Consider the following 17,242-nt stretch of genomic DNA (forward strand, 5'->3'; position numbering starts at 1 on the left):
TGAGGAGGGAGTAAATCCCCCCACAAGATAAAGCCTTTATGGCAGCGGGGGAATTATGCACTCTCAAGCGGAACTGGCTCAAATCTCCGCTCAGTCTTGCCATACCCCACCTTCGGCACTCCCGCCAGGCGCTGATGCAGCACCTGGGTCAACGAGCAGCCAGGAGCCAGGTAGGCGTCGCCGAAGTCCCCATCCAGTTGCACCGGATGAACAATCACCTCCAGCAAACCATGGTCGGGTGCTGCGGCGTGCTGCAAGTCGGCCGGTGTGCAGACATAGTCAGCCGTCGCGCCGCATAAACGACGCAGGCGGCGGTTGAGCAAGGCCTTGAAGATGCGCTTGGGTACAGTCAGGTTTGCTCCGAGGTTACGCGCCAGGCGAATGGGCACACCTTGGCGCGCAGCGAAGCGCGCGACCTGTTCTCCGATGGGCCAGATGTTGTGCACGTGCTGATGCGAGTCCAGGTGGCTTGGACGCAATCCGTGATCCAGGCAGCGTTGCCATTGCGCCTGAAGTTCGTCCTCTATTGCCGCGATGTCTTTTGAGCCCAGACGTAGGCAAGAGCGTGACAGACTGAAGTCGAACTGGCCGTGTGCATCGCAAAATGCCGGGCGCGACTTTATGGCCTGGCTCAACGGCTGCCCATGGCTGAGATTGAAATGCAGGCCGATGCGCCCTTTGAGCCGGGGCTGTCGGGACTGCACGCACGCCTGTTTGAAGCCCGGCATATTGGCCATTATGGTCGCGGAACTGATTAGGCCTGCTTCGAACGCTCGAACGATTATCGTGTTTTCACTCAAACACAGTCCGAAGTCGTCAGCGTTGATGATCACTTGGTGGGGCATGGGAAATCTCCTTTTCCTTGGGGATAGAAGGTGAGTCTGTTGCGGTGGTTTTTTGGGGAGGGTGTTTGCGAAGCCAGGGTTTAAGACTTTTCCAGAGCCGCAAGGCGAGCCCGAGGATCAGTCCATCGGGTTGCCACGAATAAAAACTCCAACGCCAGTGCTCCAGTTGTCCGGTCATGCGTTCGTGCAATTGATGGCTGGAATTATCGAGACTGACCCGTGACGCATCGATCCACCGCCAGTTCTCGTCCAGCCCCCAGCGGATCCACTCTTCGAGCAACACACGGCCGCTGCCCAGGTCGGCATGCTGCGGCAGGAACGCCAGGTTGTAGTCATACAGTCGCCCCTGGTCCAACAGACCGAGGCGATAGCTTATGCACTCGCCGTTCAGTTCCAGCATCACTATCCGCACCAGGCCTTGGGCGGCGAGGGCGGTGAAGGCGTGATTCATCCACTGACGGCGCCTGGGGTCGGCGAAGATCCCGACACCTTCCTCGCCTTTCCAGCTGGCGGCCTCGACATCGGCAAGCGCCCGCAACAGCTGTCCCATGCTGATAGCGTCCGGCGTCACTCGACGGATTTCGGCGCCGCAAGCGGCGATCCGCTTGCGCGCCCGGCGCAATTTGTAGCGTGGATCGCCGGAAACTTCCTGATGGTCGCTGTCGCTGATCAGGTGCACCGGAACCCGGCAGCTGAGCCGCCGCTCTCCGGTGGAACTCAGTGCCATCCAGGCGCTGAGGACGCTTTGCTCGCCAACCGGTTCCACCACTTCATTGAGTTGCAGCATCGCGTGGGGCACATGCTGACGGATCTGCATCAGCGCCTGGCCCATGCCTTCGGCGTCCAGGCGCGCCATCAGAGCGATGCGGTCGGCCAAGGGGTAACCCAAGTGATGCAATACTCGGAACCGCAGTCCGCTGATACGCTCACGTCCCGAAATCAGGGGTAGGCATAGAGACAGGTCCTGGTCCTGCCAGCCCAGTAGCACATGCAATTGCTGATCGGGCAACAGGGCAAATTCCGCCGCTTGCAGCCAGGCCAGGGTGTTGAACGGTGTTGCGTCGGACACCTGGGTTCGCAGCTGTTCATAAGCTGAAACAGGAAAGTCCGCCGCGCCCAGAGAGCGACACCATTGAAAGCGGATCGCCATGGACGTCAGGCCGCCGCAGTAGATGTAACCGGCTTGGCCGGTTTACGAAAAGAGTCCAAGACCGAGCCGGTGTAAAACGTGTCACGGAAGAACCGCCAGCGGCCGAACAAGCAATACATATGGGTGATCTGGCCGCGCTCCTGATAGTCCATGCGCAGGTGCAGCTTGGCGGCTGGAATGTTCCGCCGCTCGAAGACGTCGACTACTCTGTCGCAACCCTGCTTGGCCATGGCTTTCCACAGATCCAGCTGGATATCCACCGATAGCTGGGTCCCCCAGTAGGCGCGGTACAGTTCACCGCCGAACTCGAAGAACTCACCCGGTTTGACCGGGAACCAGCAGCGAAAGAAATGGCGGTCGAAATAGTCCCGTGTACTGCCCCAGATGAAAGCGACGGTGTCACCCTTGCTGTCCAGGTACATCAGTCCGGTGTGGCCTTCGGCAGCCAGTTCGCGCATGGTCTCGACACGGTCACCAAAATATCTGGCGAAAGCATCGGCATTGCAGGTGGTAATGGGTTCCCGGCGCAACGGCGTATAGGGCCTGAGCTTGTTAGGCTGTATCGGGCTGACCAGATCCCGTTCCATCCACACCAGTTGCTCGTGGAAATATACGTAGTGTCTGCACAGCTGTTTTAGAACGGCACGCAGACCTTTTTTCTGAATGCGATCACGCAATTTTTGCAGAATATTCATGGCCCCTCCTGACGGGTGGCGGGTTGGTGCCCCCCATCGCGAGCTGGCTCGCGATGGGGGGGTGGCTGACGAGCGCCTTCATGCTGATGTCCCCATCAGCCTGCGGCGTATCGGCAGTAAGTCGCTGGGCAGGATGATCTGTGTCTGCCACGGCGCCACACCGCTGAGGCGGCAAGGAGCGACACCATTGGAGCCGGATCGCCATGGACATCAGGCCGCCGCAGTCGATGCAACCGGCGGGGCCGGTTTTTGAAAAGCGCCCAGTGCCGAGCCGGTGTAAAACGTGTCGCGGAAAAACCGCCAGCGGCCAAACAGGCAATACACGTGAGTGATTTGGCCGCGTTCCCGATAGTCCATGCGCAGGTGCAGTTTGACGGCTGGAATGTTCTGCAGGTCGCAGACGTCGACTACCTTGTCGCTGCCTTTGTCGGCCATGGTCTTCCAGAGGTCCAGCTGTACGTCCACGGACAACTGGCTGCCCCAATAGGCGCGGATCATTTCACCGCCGAACTCGAAGAACTCGCCCGGCTTGACTGGGAACCAGCAACCATAGAAGTGGCGATCGAAATAGTCGCGTTGACTGGCCCAGATGAAACCGATGGTATCGCCCTTGTCGTCCAGGTACATCAGGCCGGTGTGGCCTTCGGCTGCCAGCTCACGCATGGTCTCGACACGGTCGCCGAAGTGAGTGGCGAAAGCGTCGGCGTTGCTGGTCGTGATGATTTCCCGGCGTACCGGTGCATAAGGCTTAAGCTTGCAAGGTCGCACAGGACTGACCAGATCACGCTCCATCCATATCAGTTGGGAGTGGAAAAACACGTAGTGTCTGCACAGCTGTTTGAACACGGCGCGCAGGCCTTTCTTCTGGATGCGATCACGCAATTTTTGCAGGGACTTCATGGTGCCTCCTGACGGGTGGTATGTTGGGAGAAAAGGGGTGTGCTCCAATCCATGGCAAAACAGGGTGTCTGCGGGCAGGAGAAACCCGATCTGACGGGTTTGCATAGGCTCCGGGCCGACCCCATCGCGAGCAGGCTCGCTCCCACATTGGAGGTGTAGCGACCGCAGTTTTTGTGCCCGGCGCCGGGCCCTGTGGGAGCGAGCCTGCTCGCGATGGCGGTCTGCCTGACGACGGCGTTCATGCGGATTTCCCCATCAGCATCTGCCGCATCGGCAGCAGGTCACTGGGCAGGATGATCAGCGTCTGCCACAACGCCACGCCACTGAGGCGGCAGTACATCGCCAGTAGCGCGATGGTCACGGTCATATAGGCGATCGAAGAAGCCGCGGCGGCCCCGACGATGCCGTAACGCGGAATCAGGATCAGGTTCAACGCCAGGTTTAATAACGCCCCAACCCCCATCAGCAGCGAAACCGTACCGGGGCGGTTCTTGCCCAGCAGATCCAGGCGCAAAATGCTCGCGTAACACAGCCCGAACAGCCCCGGCAGCAGCGCCAGCAAGGCGGGATACGCCGGTTGGTAGGCCGCGCCGAACAGCGTGACGATCAGCCATTCACCAATCAGTGCCATGCCCAGGCAGGCGCCGAGCATGACCGTGGCGGTCAGGCGCAGGGCCAGAGGCGTCAGGCGTTTCATGTCGGAGTCCTGCTGCAGCAGGCGCTTCATCAGCGGTGTGGTAACCGCCTCCGGCACGATCAGCAGCAGTTCCGCGGCGGCGCTGGCCATGGCGTAATGGCCCAGGGCAGTGCTGCCCAGCAGAGCGCCGATGAACAGGTAGTCCGAGCGCAGTACCACCTGCTGGAACATCAAATCGGGGTGGCTGCGGGCGCCGTAGCGCAACAGCTCCTTCTGGTGGGAGCGATCCCATTGCAAGGTGAACGGGTGGTCCCGCCGCAGCCAGACCCAACCGGCCAACACCACCAGGCTCAGACCTGCCAACCAACTGATCAGCGCCGCTTCCAGGGCAGTGTCTTTCCACATCCAGAACAGTGCCAGGAACAGTAACAGCGGTGCCAGGGACTCCATCAGTCGCAGGGCATTGAAGGCGCCAACGCCGCCGGAGGCATTGTGCAGGGTCAGCAGGCCGCTCTTGAGCACGGTCAACGGCACCGCCAACAGCAGCAGCCACGCCAACAGCCCCAACTGCGTGGTGATGTCCAGTTCGCCGCCGAATTCGCGCACCAGCGCCACGACCAGTACCGTCAACAACCCGGCCAACAGGCAGCCGAAGACCAGCACTTGGCTGAGCAAAAGGCCCATCGAACGTTGTTGAGCCGCTTGATAGCCCACGGCCGAATTCAAGCCGCCACTGGTGACGGCGCTGATCAGGTCCGGCAGGGTACTCAGCAGTGCGAACAGCCCGCGTTCACTGGGCCCAAGGATCCGCGCCAGCAGCACATTGCGCAGCAGGCGCAGGCCAATCATCGCCAGGCGTGTGCCCATGCTCAGGGCCAGATGCTTGAGGTAGTGGCCGCGGCTCATGGGCGTGTCCCCCGGCGAATGCGCCAAGCCAGCAATTCAGGGTGCTGGGCATTGCGTTGGCTGACGCCGAAGCGCGGCAGGTTCAACGGGTCGCCGTCGGTGCGATACAAGCCGGTTTCGGTGCCCAGGGCAAATGGAAAGCCGTGGGCTGCCACCTGTTGACGCACGCGCTCATCGTGATCGCCATTGGGGTAGCAATACACCGGCAGCGGCTGGGCGCAACCGTTCTCCAGGGCCGCCCGACTGCGGCTCAGCTCTTCGTGCAGGCGCTGATCATCCAGCGCGGTGAGAATCGCGTGGCTGGCACCATGGGGGCCGAAGCGGATGAGCCCGGAATCTTCCAGCATCCGTACCTGGAACCAGTCCAGGGCCTGGGGTTGGGCGCCCGTGGGGCAGGCGTCGGTGAGGTCGTTCAAAACCTGCGGGTCAAGGCTCTTGAGGCTCTGCAGATAGTGCATCAGCGACAGGCTGCGGCGCTGGTCATCCAGGTCGTCGAGCATCACCGGCAACGGTCGGCCGGCGTGCTGCAAATGCTCGATCAATGAATGTCGCGCCACTTGTCCATGGCTGCCCCACAGGGTTTCGCCAATGCTTTCCCACCAGAAGTGCTGGCGGCTGCCGATGAAATCGGTGGACAGGAAAATACTCGCCGGCACCTGGTATTGGCGCAGCAAAGGAAAGGCATTCATCGCGTTGTCACGCCAGCCGTCGTCGAAGGTCAGCGCCACTCGCGGGCGATTCGGGACGCTTTCAGGGTCCGCCAACAGCAGGCTCATCAAGGGCACGCATTCGAAATAGCGTTGCAGCCAGATCAGCAAATGCTCGAAGGCTTCTGGCCCCACGCACAATTCGTTGCGATGGGGCAGCTCGGCGGCGCGGTCATTGTTAAGGACCCGGTGCAGCATCAGAATCACGCCGGCACCACGCAACGGACCACGACCCAGGGAGGTGTTCAGGTACAGCCAGCCGCCGGTGCGCTTGAAGACTTGTTTGATGGACATGGGCCGTCTCCTTAGCGGTTCTGCTCGGGGTTCCATTGGCTATAACGATGACCTCGCAGAAACTGCCACAGCCCGATGCTCATGCCCGCCAGCGTCACCAGCACGAACGCGGCCAGGCGAAAGGGCTTGGGCAAGCGGTGGCTTACGTCCAGTAAGCCGATCATTGCGATGGCGTAGCCGAGCAGTTGCGCCACCAGGCTCAGGCGATAGAACAGATGTTCATTCCACAGCCAGGCGTTGCTCAGCAGCAGCGGCAATAGCAACACTGGCGCCAGACGACGGATCAGTTTGTGGCTGATCAGGCCGATGGCGTAGAGCCCGTGACGCAGGGGGTTGAGCAACTGCCGGCGCTGGGCCAGGCTTTGCAGGCCGCCCACGGTGACCCGCTGGCGACGGCGAAACTGTTTGTCGGCTTCGTCTACACCCTGGTCGGTGACCCGGGCCAGTGGCGCATACACGATGGATTTACCCGCCGCCGGCGCACAGGTGCTCAGGAAGAAGTCGTCGTTGACCTGCGCCGGTATGGGTTCAAACAGCTCGCGACGCAAGGCCAGCAAGGCGCCATCGGCCGAGACCATGCAGCCTGTGCGGCTCTCCACCTGACGCAGCCAGCCTTCGTAATGCCGATACAAGCTATCGCCCAGGCTCAGGCCCTTGCCCGGCACGGGGATTTCCATGTGCCCGGCACAGGCGCCGACTTCCGGATCGTCCAGCGGGGCCAGCAGGTGCCCGAGGGTATCGTCGGCCCATTGGTTGTCGGCATCGGTGAACACCAGAATCTCTCCGGTGCTGTGGGCCACGCCGGTATTCAGGGCAGCGGCCTTGCCCTGGCGCGGCAGGTCGAGCACGGTGATGCGCGGGTCGATGACCTGCCGAGCGCAGGCCACCGTGTCGTCGGTGGAACCGTCGCTGGCCAGGATGATTTGCAGCGAGCGCGCCGGGTAGTCCTGGGCCAGCAAGGTGCGCAGCTTCTCTTCGATGTGCCGTGCCTCGTTATGGGCGGCGATGACAATGCTGACGTTCATCGGCAACGCCGGCCCGTAGCGCCGGAGCGGAAACAGCGGCGCCAGCAGGCTCAGCATCAGCGGATAACCGAGGTAGGCGTACACCGGCAGCAACAGGCACGACCAGTAAAGAAATTCAGCCACGGGCAGGTCTCCTGACGTTCCAATGACAAAGGTTGAGAAGCAGCGCGGCGCCGGTCAGGTGCAAGCGCACCCCGTGCAAGGCCCACAGTTGCAGCGTCAGGCGCACGTCACGCCCGCTTTGGCGCAGACTGAGGAACAAAGCGGGCAGGGAGGTCAGCAACAGCAGCATCAGGGCAATGCGCGGCTGGCCCTGGAACAGGGCGACCAACGCCAGAAAATCCAGGCCCCAGGCACCGATGGACAGTGCGGGAAAGCGCAACAGACGCAGGCTCGGACCATGGCTGCGCAACAATTGCAAATGGCTGCCCTGGCGCCACAGTTCCTTGCTCATCCACTCCCGCCAACTGCCTTCGTAGCCCCAATGCAGGGCCACGCTTTCATTGACCAGCAGCAATTGCGCCCCGGCGTCGCGCAGGCGTAGGGAAAAATCCTTGTCTTCGCCCGTGCGCAGGGTTTCGTCGAACCCCCTGACCTGCTCAAACCACTGGCGACGCAACAACAGGTTGGCGCTGGGCAGCCACTGCACTCGGTGCAATGGACGCGAGCCTGGGCGTTGGCTGCGGCGTTGCCAGGCTTGAGCGAACCAAGGCGCCTGAGCGGGGGTGTCCAAGTCCAGGCCCAGCACATCGCCCTGGCCTTGGAGTTCCAGTAACAGCGTGAGCCAGTTGGCCGGCATCTCGATGTCGGCGTCGATGAACGCCAGCCATTCCCCGTGGGCGACGGCCGCACCGCAGTTGCGCAGGGCGCCGATGTGCACGCCGGGCACGATCAGCACGCGCGCGCCCAGTTCGTTGGCGATGCGCGGCCCATGATCGTCGGAGCCGTTGTCCACCACGATCAGCTCGCAGTCCATCTGCGCCTGGCGGGCGGCTTCCTGCGCCGTCTGCAACGTACGGCCAATGTGTCGGGCCTCGTTGAACATCGGGATCACAATGCTGATGCAGGTCATGGCCGGACCTCCTGCGGTGTTGCCTGTTCGGCGTCGTAGCGCAACACGCTGGTGAGGGCGAGCATGATCCACAGCAACTTATGGTTGGGGGCGCTGAGGAACATCAAAAACAGCGTCAGCGACAGGAAGCTCATGCCCAGGTGCGTCACCAAGTCTGCCTGCGTCCAGTCCCGCCGCTGCAACCAGAGCTGGCGGGCGCGCAGCAGGTTGTACAGGCCCAGGCCGAGCATGCCGACGAACATCAGCCCGCCCGGGATGCCGATCTCGCTGAAGATTTCCAGATAGGTGTTATGGGCCCGGCGATACAGATCCCCCAGCTTGCGATTGGCCGAGAACGCCTTGGCGTAGCCGGTGGGCGCGTAGTGCAGCGGGAAGGTGCCCGGACCGCTGCCCAGCACTGGGTTCTCGCGGATCATTTGGCTGCCGACCACGATGTACGAGGCGCGTCGGCCCAGGGATTCGTCTTTGTGGGCACTGGCGCCAGCGCTGAGGATGCTCAGCGACTGGATGCGCGCCACGTAGCCGGCCGGCATCACCGCGATCCCCAAGGGAATCAGGATGGCCAGCCCGAACATGGCGAAGCCCAGGTGTCGCGGGCGGATGCGCGGCAGTTGTGCACGATAGTGATAGAGGCCAATCACCAGGCTCAGCAACAGCACCACCAGCCCGGAGCGCGATTCGGTCTTGGTCATGCCGCCCAGCAGCAGGATGAAACAGCCACCCCAGAATAACCGGTGCAACAGGTTCGGGCTGCGTAATACCAGCAACAATGCCAGCGGCACGGTAAAGGCGATCAGCAGGGCAAAGGTGTTCGGGTCTTCCAACAGGCCGGACGCGCGGCCCTGGTCCTGGTATTTGGCCGAGAACATGGCCAGCACACAGGTGGTGCTCACGCTCAGGGTCATCAGCCGGCAGAACAGGTCCAGGTTCAGCTCGCGACCGATCAGCAGGGTGATCACGAACAGAATCAGCCCCACCATCAGTTCGCGCAAATGGGTCATGGACAGGCCCAGGTTCTGCGACAGCAACAGGCTCAGGCCATAGAGCATCATGAAGGCGATCAGCGGCCGCCAGATATTGCTGCGCAAGCGTGATGAGGGAATCTGGCGCAGGGCCAGTTGCAGCATCAGGATCAGAATCAGCGCCACGCCGAAGAATTTGCTGCCTGAAAAAGCATTCTCCTTGAACAGACCTTCGAACGGTACCAGCGCGGCAATGCCCAGCAAGCCCCAGCCGGGTTTGCGGTACAGCACGGCGACGCCCACCAGGCCGAGCACCGCCCCCGGCGCCAGGAAGGGATAGGGGCTGGCCAGCAACACCAGGCAAACCAGGCCCAGCAGGCTGACGATTGAGAGCGGGACAATCATGGACGAGCCTCCCGTGCCGTGCGGATATAGAGCTGCGACCAGCGTTCGGCCAGGGCGCGCAGGTCATAGCGGTCCCGTTGGGTGCGGCGCGCGTTGTCGGCCAGGATCCGCGCCAGGGGCGGTTCGCCAAACAGTGTTTCAATCTGCCGGGCCAGTTCGGCGCTGTCGGCCGGCGACGCGAGCAGGCCGTTGTGACGGTCCTGCAGCACATCGGGAATGCCCCCCACGCCGAATGCCACCACCGGCACTCCGGCCTGCATCGCTTCGAGCAGAATCATCGGTGTGCCTTCGGTACGCGAACTGATCACCAGCGCGTCGAGCTGACTCCACCAGGGGTTCATGTCGGTCTGATAACCGGGCAGCTCGATGCGAGTCGGCAGGCCTGCGTCGGCAATGCGCTTGAGCAAGGCCTGACGTTCCGGGCCGTCGCCGAGCATCACCGCGTGCAGCGATGCATGCCGCTGGCACAGCGGGATCATGGCGTCGAGGAACAGGTCCGGGCCTTTCTCGTGGCTCAAGCGACCGACGTAGCCGACCCGCCAGCGCAGCCTGTCGTCACGATGAGGCAGCGGTGCTGTGACCGACGGCAGGCCGTTGGGAATCACGTCGAGTTTTTCCGCGCGCACGCTGGCCTGGCGGTGCAGCACGGCAATGCTTTCGGCCACGCAGACCACGCGCTTGACCGAGGCGGTCCGGCACAGTTGCAGGCTCAGCCAGGTGTAGAACCGTTGCTTGGTGCTGCGCGGGGTGAAGCCGTGCTGGGTGATGACCAGGGGCAAGCGCAGCAGCGTGGCCGCGGCCCAGCCGAACAGCAGACCCTTGAAGTTATGGGTGTTGATCAGCGGCTGCTCCTCCCGTCGCTGGCGCAGGTGCTGCACCAGCTCGGCCCAACTGGCGCAGTGGCGGCAATCGACTCCGGCTTGGCGAAAGCGCGTGATCAACGTCGGCGGCGCCGCCAGGAACAGCACTTGGTGCTGCCCCGGCGTGGCCAGGCAATGATCGAGCAACATCCGTTCGGCCCCGTAGAAGCCGCCGCTGTCGAGCAAATGAATGATCGGCAGGGCGCTGCTGCGGCAAGTCGGGCCCACCGGCGCGTTCAATTGCGCACCCAATGGACAAGGCTGGGCAGGCTCCAGTTGCGGTGCGGGTTGACCTGGTCGGGGTTCTGCTCGTTGATCACCAGCAGCACCGGTACATCCAGTTGCTGGGTAATCTGGGCAGGGTGCTTGAAGCGATGGTCGAAGAACTCACGCACATAGACCAGGGCGATCGCCAGGAGCAAGCCGCTGAACAGACCGAACGCAATAATCAGCATTGGCTTGGGAAACGCCGCGGCGGTCGGTTCGAACGGCGGGCTCAGGACGCGAGCGTTGGATAGGTCGTTGTCCAGCGCCCGAGCGGTGCTGCTCTCGGCGAACCGTTGAGCGTAGGTGGAAAATGCCGCATGCAGAGCATTGATCTCGGTGTCCATCTGCCGCAGCTTGCTCTGGGTTTGCTGCAACTGATGGATGCGCTCCTTGAACGCGGCGATGCGCGCGGTTTTCTGGTCGATCACCGAGCTGACGATTGCCAGGTCGTTGGTGCGTTCCTGGATGCGGTTGCTCACCACTTTGAGAAACTGCTGGCGGGTGCGTGCGATCTGCTCCCGAGTCAATAGCATCGGTTCGCTGCCGGGCTGGAAGATCGCCAGGTCATTCATGTAGCGGCTGACCTGGGTGGTCAGTTGCTCACCCAGTTGTTTGATCTCCCGGTCTTCGAAAGCGATGTTGTCCACAGTGGTGGTGAAGGTGAAGGGGAAGGTGTAGTCGTTGAACCGCGAGCTGTTCGCCGCCGTCAGGCTGGTCTTGAGGTAATCGAGCCAGCGCTGGCTTTGCAGCAGACGATCGCGGTACAGGTTCAAGGCCTGTTCTTCGGTGTTGATGGCGTTCAGTCGGAAGGTGATCTCCTCCTTGGGATCTGAGGAGCTGACGTCTTCAAGCAGCGCCAGGCGGGTGCCTTCCAGTCCGTCTAGGCGAGTTTGGTACTGGGTTTTCTTTTGCTCATAGAAGGCTTGCGGCAGCTCGATCGATTGCAGGTCCTGGCGACTGGAGAGGTAGTTCTCCAGCAGTTGCGCCACGAACCGAGTGCCCTGGGCCGGGTCGCCGAAGCTGTAGACGATGGAGATGACGTTGGAGCCTGGCAGGGTTTCGATTTTCAGGTTGGCGATGGCTTCGTCGGTCAGCATGTCGAGCGTGGTATCTCGCACCGGATCGACTTCCAGTCCCAGGCCGTCGCGCAGCGGGTTGACGACATACTCGCGCAGCGGCGTGGTGACATAGTGCTTGAGCGGCTCGCTCACCCATTTGTTGAGGATGCCGGGGCTGGGGCTGTACTCGCCCTGGTCGCGCAGGGTGCTGATGGTCTGCCGGATCAGGGCCGGCGAGCGCAGGATATTGCTCTCGGTTTCCATGTCCGCCAGGGACGGTGGAATGAAGGTGGCGTCTTCCTGGTTCAGCGACGTGGTGGCGTCGCCCTGGGAGAGTTTTTTCGACTGGACGATGACCTGGGCGGTGATGTCGAAGCTCTGTTTGAGCATCAACGGCAGCGCCAGGGCGATCACGGCGAAGATCAGGAAGACTCGCTTCACCCATTGCTTGTTGGCGAAGAAAATCCTGAAGAACTCATGCAGATAGTTTTCCTTGGGGTTCATGATCAATCACCTGAGTTTCAGTTGTCGCTGCCTTTGTTGTCGACGCGGTAGCCGAAGCTGAACCCCACGCCCTGAAACAGCACCACGTCGGCCAATTGCCGGGCCAGTTCGCCGGCGCTGGCCAGCTTGGTCTTGGGCACGTAGAGCATGTCGTCCGGTTGCAGGTAGGCAATTTGCGACGCGTCACCGTCCAGTGCCTTCTCCACGTCGTAGCTGCGCGCTTCGACCTGATTACCGTTGCGGCGCATGATCACCACCGAATCGAGCCGCGCCTTGATGTTCGAGCCCCGGGCCATGGTCAGCGCCTCAAGGACCGAGACTGGCCGACGGATCGGATAGGAACCGGGTTGGGCGACTTCGCCCAGAACATAGATTTCGTTACCCGCGGTGGACTTGAGCAGCACATTGACGGACATGCGTCCTGGCAGTTTGGCGTAGCGTTCATTGAGGAAGGTTTCCAGCTGGTTGACGGTCATGCCTTGCAGCGGCACGGAGCCGATTTCCGGAAAACTGGCGTAGCCGTCGGTGCCCACGGTGATCTCCCGACTCATGCCGGTGCCCGGGTGGGTCAGGGTGTTGCGCAGTTTTGTCTCGTTGCTCAACGGGCTGGTGACCTGCACCGTCAATTGATTGCGGTTGGGCTGGAACAACATTTTGCGGTCATAGGCACGCTGTACCTCCAGGCGTGCCTCGTCCGTGGTCAGGCCGGCGATTTTTACCGAGGTGTTGGCCCCCGGCAGTTCGATAGTGCCGTCGGGCATGACCTGTTGTGCGCCGTTGAGCTGGCTGGCGGCGGTGAAGTTCAAGGCCACCTGGTCACCTGGCTGGACCCGGTAGGCATCCGACCCGCTGGTGCTGATGTGAAAGATCACATCCAGCACATCCTGGGGACGCAAGGTCTGTTCGACCCGGGGCATGTCAGTGGCCTGGGCGTTGGCCGGTGCGGCCGTGAGGATCTGCACCGGCATGGAGCGGGTTTCGGTGTGGCTGGTGCAACCGGCAAGCGGCAACAGCAGCAGGACAAGCAATCTGGCGTTCATCTCGTCATCCTTTTTGCAGGCTTACAGGTTGTTGTAGAGCCACTTGGGCATGTAGTACTTGCGGCGGTTGAACACGCTGCCCACCACCTTGGCACCGGCCTGGGTCAGACGCAGGCGAGCGGCCTGGGCCACCTCCCAGCGGGTGTCTTCACCGCGTACCACCAGCACCACGCCGTCCACCTGGGTGCTCATGACCAGGGTGTCGGAGGCCGAGTACACCGCGTCAGCGTCGATCACCACAAAGCGGTACTGCCCGGCCAGTTGCTTGAACAACGGGCGAAGCTGCTCGGGGTTCAGGCGCTCGGCATTGCGCCCCAGACGACCGTTGGGCAGCACGTCGAAGGGCAGGCTGGAGGTCTGCACCACGCAGTCCTGCAACAAGGGCGGTGCGAGGCTGTTGAACAGCAGGTCGCTGAAGCCGCGCTCCTTGTGCAGCGACAATTGCTGGCTGAGGTTGCGCGGCGACTGGCTGGCGTCCACCAGCAGTACGCGGCCGCTGCTCATCTGCGCCAGTTGAGCGGCCAGGGCCATGGCACTGGTACTGGTTCCGGTGCCGGTGTTGGCGGCCGTCAGAAGCAGAATCCGTATGGATGGGTCAAGCACGGTTGAGGTCAGGTTGGTCTCGCTCGGGCTTGCGATGCTCAGGATATTGGTTGAACCGTCCATTTAACTCGCTCCGTGGCCGCTGAAAACTTTGAAAGGGGTGATCATCAGGATCTTCAAGTCCAGCAACAGGCTTTGTTCAGCGATGTAGCTGAGGTCCAGTTCCACGCGCTGGTCGAAGTCGATATTGCTGCGCCCGGAGATCTGCCACAGGCCGGTCAGGCCGGGGTAGATGCTCAGGCGGACAAGATGGTTGTCCTTGTAGCGGTAGGCGTTGAACGAGGTCGGCCGCGGGCCGACCAGGCGCATGTCGCCGGTCACCACATTGATCAGGTTGGGTAACTCGTCGAGGCTGCTGCGTCGCAGGAACCGGCCGACGGGGGTGATGCGCGGGTCGTTGTCGATCTTGAAGTCGATGGCATCGGCGCCGTGCTTGTTGAGGTGGCGCAGTGACTCCTTGAGCGCCTCGGCATCAGCCACCATGGTGCGAAACTTGTACATGCCAAAGACCCGGCCGCGGTATCCGGTGCGTTTCTGCACGAACAGCACGGGACCGGGGCTTGAGAACTTGATCAGCAGTGCCAGGCCCAGCAGCAGCGGGCTGAGCAGCACCAGGATCGACAGCGCGCCGAGACAGGCCACCACCCGATTGGTGCGTGAGACCGTCCAGGGTCGACCGCCGTCGCGACCGGTCAGCCAGCCACGACCCTGACGATGGATGGCCGCGTCCAGGCGTCGGCGGTGCTCGGGATCGACACGCTTGTCGCCCCCGCGGGCGGTGATAGGGATGCTTTGTTCATGTCGGGTCATAGACTCCTCCGCTGAAGGTTGGTCGCAAGCGTTTGGCTGCAAGCGGTGTCGGCGATAGGCAGGGCGTAGTAATCGAGGAACCAGTCGATGAAGCGGCCGAGGCCCTCGTCCAGCTCGATGCGCGGCTGAAAACCGGTGGCCCGTGCCAAGTCGCTGGCATCGGCGCAGGTGTTCAACACGTCCCCCGGCTGCAGGGGCAGCAGTTCGATCCGGGCGGTTTGCCCCAAGTGCTTTTCCAGCAGCGCTACATAGGTGCGCAGCGCCACCGGGTGCTGCCCTCCGATGTTGTAGATCCGCCAGGGCGCCGCGCTGGTGGCCGGGTCCGGTTGATCGCGATCCCACTGTGGCGTGGCATGGGGCGGGCGTTCGATCAGCCGGGCGATGCTTTCGACGATGTCGTCGATGTAGGTGAAATCGCGCTGGTGCTCGCCATGGTTGAACAACTGCAACACGCGGCCTTCGGCGATGGCGCGGGCGAACTGGATCGGCGACATGTCCGGCCGGCCCCAGGGGCCGTACACCGTGAAAAACCGCAGGCCGGTGCACGGAATGCCAAACAGATGGCTGTAACTGTGGGCCATCAACTCGTTGGCTTTCTTGCTGGCCGCATACAGCGACAGCGGATGGTCCACGCCGTCCTGTACTGAGTAAGGTGTGCGCTGGTTAGCGCCATACACCGAGCTTGAGGAGGCGTAGATCAGGTGCTTGACCGGATGGCGACGGCAGCTTTCCAGAATGTTCAGGAACCCGGTGAGATTGCTGTCGACGTAGGCCCGGGGATTCTCCAGGGAATAACGCACGCCGGCTTGGGCGGCGAGATGAATCACCACGTCGGGGCGGTGTGACTGGAACAACTCATCGATGGCCGAGGCGTCGGTCAGGTCCACCCGTGCCAACGTAAAGTCCCCAGCCTGGTCCTTCACCCATGCCACGCGATCGTGCTTGAGCTGCGGGTCGTAGTAGTCGTTGAAGTTGTCCAACCCCCACACCTGATGGCCGTCGCGCAGCAGCCGCAGCACGCAATGGGCGCCGATGAAACCGGCTGCGCCGGTCACCAGAATGTTCACGCCCGTGGCCCCTGGGGCAGAGTGCTGGGCACGGTGTGACGCAACCCGATGCCGCGATACAGGAGGCCGGCGGCGGCCAGGTGTTCGGGGTTGTACAGGTTGCGGCCATCGATGATGACCCGGGCGCGCAACTTGTTGGCCAACAGAGCGAAATCCACGACCCGGAAGTTCTTCCACTCGGTGCAGATCACCAGGGCGTCTGCATCCTCCAGGGTGTCGTCGCGGGTGGCGCACAGGTTCAGGTCTTTGCGGTAGCCATAGAGGCGGCGGCATTCGGACATGGCCTCCGGGTCGTAGGCATGGACCCGAGCGCCTTCGCGCCACAGCGCCTCCATCAGGTAGCGGCTGGGGGCTTCGCGCATGTCATCGGTATTGGGTTTGAAAGCCAGGCCCCAAATCGCAATCGACTTGCCGGCCAGGCCACCGGAGAACTGTTGCGTCAGTTTCTCGAAGAGAATGTGCCGCTGGCTGTCGTTGACGTCGGTGACACTGCGCAGCAGGCGCAGGGGCATGCCGCTCTGTTCGGCGGTATGCAGCAGCGCGCGCAGGTCCTTGGGAAAGCATGAACCGCCGAAGCCGCATCCGGGGTAGATGAAGTGATAACCGATGCGAGGGTCCGAACCGATACCCTTGCGTACCGCTTCGATGTCGGCGCCCAGCCTTTCGGTGAGATTGGCCAGTTCGTTCATGAAGCTGATGCGGGTGGCGAGCATGGCGTTGGCCGCGTACTTGGTCAGTTCGGCGCTGCGGTTGTCCATGAACATCAGTTTTTCGCGGTTACGGCAAAAGGGCGCATACAGCTCGCTCATCTGATCGCGGGCCAGCGGGTCGGCGGTGCCGATGATGATCCGGTCCGGGCGCATGCAGTCGGCCAGGGCGCTGCCTTCCTTGAGAAACTCGGGGTTGGACACCACCCGCACGTTCAGCTGTTTCAGACCTCGGCGAGCCAACGCCTGACGGGCACATTCGGCGACCTTGTCGGCGGTGCCGACCGGTACCGTGGACTTGATGATCAAGGTGCGGTCGCTGTCCATGAAGTCAGCGATCTGGCGGGTGACCGCCAGTACATGGCTCAGGTCTGCCGAACCGTCTTCATCGGCTGGCGTACCTACCGCGATGAAAATCAGTTCGCCGTGATTGACCGCATCGCTGGCCTGATCACTGAACAGCAGCCGGCCACTCTTGATGTTCTCTTCGAGCAGTTCGGACAACCCAGGCTCGCTGATCGGTGGCACCGCTTGCTGCAGCTGACGAATCTTGTTGGGGTCAATGTCGATGCACAAAACGCGGTGGCCGACGTCAGCCAACGCAGCCGCTTGAATCAATCCCACATACCCCGTACCAAATACGCTCACGTCCATTTTTGGCGCGCCTCGCAAGACGGTTGATGTAACTCGGATGAAACTGTTTAGAGGGGTATAGCGCAGCTTCAGAA

General features: G+C 62.2%; 16 protein-coding genes. All 16 read right to left on the reverse strand.

Translation table 11 applies throughout. The annotated features are described in order from the left end of the window. Positions 1-53 precede the first annotated feature (53 nt). On the reverse strand, positions 54-845 hold the full coding sequence (locus tag BMY45_RS19740) for a carbohydrate deacetylase (RefSeq protein ID WP_092400471.1): 792 nt from the start codon (positions 843-845) through the stop codon (positions 54-56). Further along, positions 817-1,995, reverse strand: a complete 1,179-nt coding sequence (locus BMY45_RS19745; protein ID WP_092400473.1) for a GNAT family N-acetyltransferase — start codon at positions 1,993-1,995, stop codon at positions 817-819. Before BMY45_RS19745 ends, BMY45_RS19740 begins: the two co-directional genes overlap by 29 nt. A 5-nt stretch (positions 1,996-2,000) precedes the next feature. Continuing rightward, positions 2,001-2,690, reverse strand: a complete 690-nt coding sequence (locus BMY45_RS19750) for an N-acetyltransferase (protein WP_092400475.1) — start codon at positions 2,688-2,690, stop codon at positions 2,001-2,003. 210 nt (positions 2,691-2,900) lie between these two features. Further along, positions 2,901-3,590 (reverse strand): N-acetyltransferase, encoded by a 690-nt coding sequence (locus BMY45_RS19755; protein ID WP_092400477.1) that lies wholly within the window; start codon positions 3,588-3,590, stop codon positions 2,901-2,903. 238 nt (positions 3,591-3,828) lie between these two features. Next, the gene (locus BMY45_RS19760; RefSeq protein WP_092400479.1) at positions 3,829-5,133 is read right to left on the reverse strand and encodes a lipopolysaccharide biosynthesis protein; all 1,305 of its coding nucleotides are present in this window, start codon (positions 5,131-5,133) and stop codon (positions 3,829-3,831) included. Further along, positions 5,130-6,134: a polysaccharide deacetylase family protein gene (locus BMY45_RS19765; protein ID WP_092400481.1), complete on the reverse strand. Its 1,005-nt coding sequence runs from the start codon at positions 6,132-6,134 to the stop codon at positions 5,130-5,132. The genes BMY45_RS19760 and BMY45_RS19765 overlap by 4 nt, the downstream gene beginning before the upstream one ends. An 11-nt stretch (positions 6,135-6,145) precedes the next feature. Then, positions 6,146-7,282, reverse strand: coding sequence for a glycosyltransferase family 2 protein (locus BMY45_RS19770; protein ID WP_092400483.1), 1,137 nt, complete (start codon positions 7,280-7,282; stop codon positions 6,146-6,148). Next, positions 7,275-8,231, reverse strand: coding sequence for a glycosyltransferase family 2 protein (locus BMY45_RS19775; protein ID WP_092400485.1), 957 nt, complete (start codon positions 8,229-8,231; stop codon positions 7,275-7,277). Before BMY45_RS19775 ends, BMY45_RS19770 begins: the two co-directional genes overlap by 8 nt. Next, positions 8,228-9,598: an O-antigen ligase family protein gene (locus BMY45_RS19780; RefSeq protein WP_092400487.1), complete on the reverse strand. Its 1,371-nt coding sequence runs from the start codon at positions 9,596-9,598 to the stop codon at positions 8,228-8,230. The genes BMY45_RS19775 and BMY45_RS19780 overlap by 4 nt, the downstream gene beginning before the upstream one ends. Next, positions 9,595-10,698, reverse strand: a complete 1,104-nt coding sequence (locus BMY45_RS19785) for a glycosyltransferase family 4 protein (protein ID WP_092400489.1) — start codon at positions 10,696-10,698, stop codon at positions 9,595-9,597. The genes BMY45_RS19780 and BMY45_RS19785 overlap by 4 nt, the downstream gene beginning before the upstream one ends. Next, positions 10,695-12,287 (reverse strand): GumC family protein, encoded by a 1,593-nt coding sequence (locus BMY45_RS19790; protein WP_092400491.1) that lies wholly within the window; start codon positions 12,285-12,287, stop codon positions 10,695-10,697. The genes BMY45_RS19785 and BMY45_RS19790 overlap by 4 nt, the downstream gene beginning before the upstream one ends. 17 nt (positions 12,288-12,304) lie before the next feature. Then, positions 12,305-13,327, reverse strand: a complete 1,023-nt coding sequence (locus BMY45_RS19795) for a polysaccharide biosynthesis/export family protein (RefSeq protein ID WP_092400493.1) — start codon at positions 13,325-13,327, stop codon at positions 12,305-12,307. Between the two features lie 21 nt (positions 13,328-13,348). After that, positions 13,349-13,993, reverse strand: a complete 645-nt coding sequence (locus BMY45_RS19800; protein WP_092400495.1) for a CpsD/CapB family tyrosine-protein kinase — start codon at positions 13,991-13,993, stop codon at positions 13,349-13,351. Further along, on the reverse strand, positions 13,994-14,740 hold the full coding sequence (locus BMY45_RS19805; RefSeq protein WP_092400497.1) for a sugar transferase: 747 nt from the start codon (positions 14,738-14,740) through the stop codon (positions 13,994-13,996). It abuts the gene before it with no gap. Continuing rightward, positions 14,737-15,807 carry an NAD-dependent epimerase gene (locus BMY45_RS19810; RefSeq protein WP_092400499.1) on the reverse strand — a complete coding sequence of 357 codons (1,071 nt, stop codon included), beginning with the start codon at positions 15,805-15,807 and terminating at the stop codon, positions 14,737-14,739. Before BMY45_RS19810 ends, BMY45_RS19805 begins: the two co-directional genes overlap by 4 nt. Beyond that, positions 15,804-17,168 (reverse strand): UDP-glucose dehydrogenase family protein, encoded by a 1,365-nt coding sequence (locus BMY45_RS19815; RefSeq protein WP_092400501.1) that lies wholly within the window; start codon positions 17,166-17,168, stop codon positions 15,804-15,806. Before BMY45_RS19815 ends, BMY45_RS19810 begins: the two co-directional genes overlap by 4 nt. Positions 17,169-17,242: the final 74 nt, after the last annotated feature.

Source organism: Pseudomonas sp. NFACC39-1 (genome assembly GCF_900110355.1).
In the GTDB taxonomy this organism is placed as follows: Bacteria; Pseudomonadota; Gammaproteobacteria; order Pseudomonadales; family Pseudomonadaceae; genus Aquipseudomonas; species Aquipseudomonas tehranensis.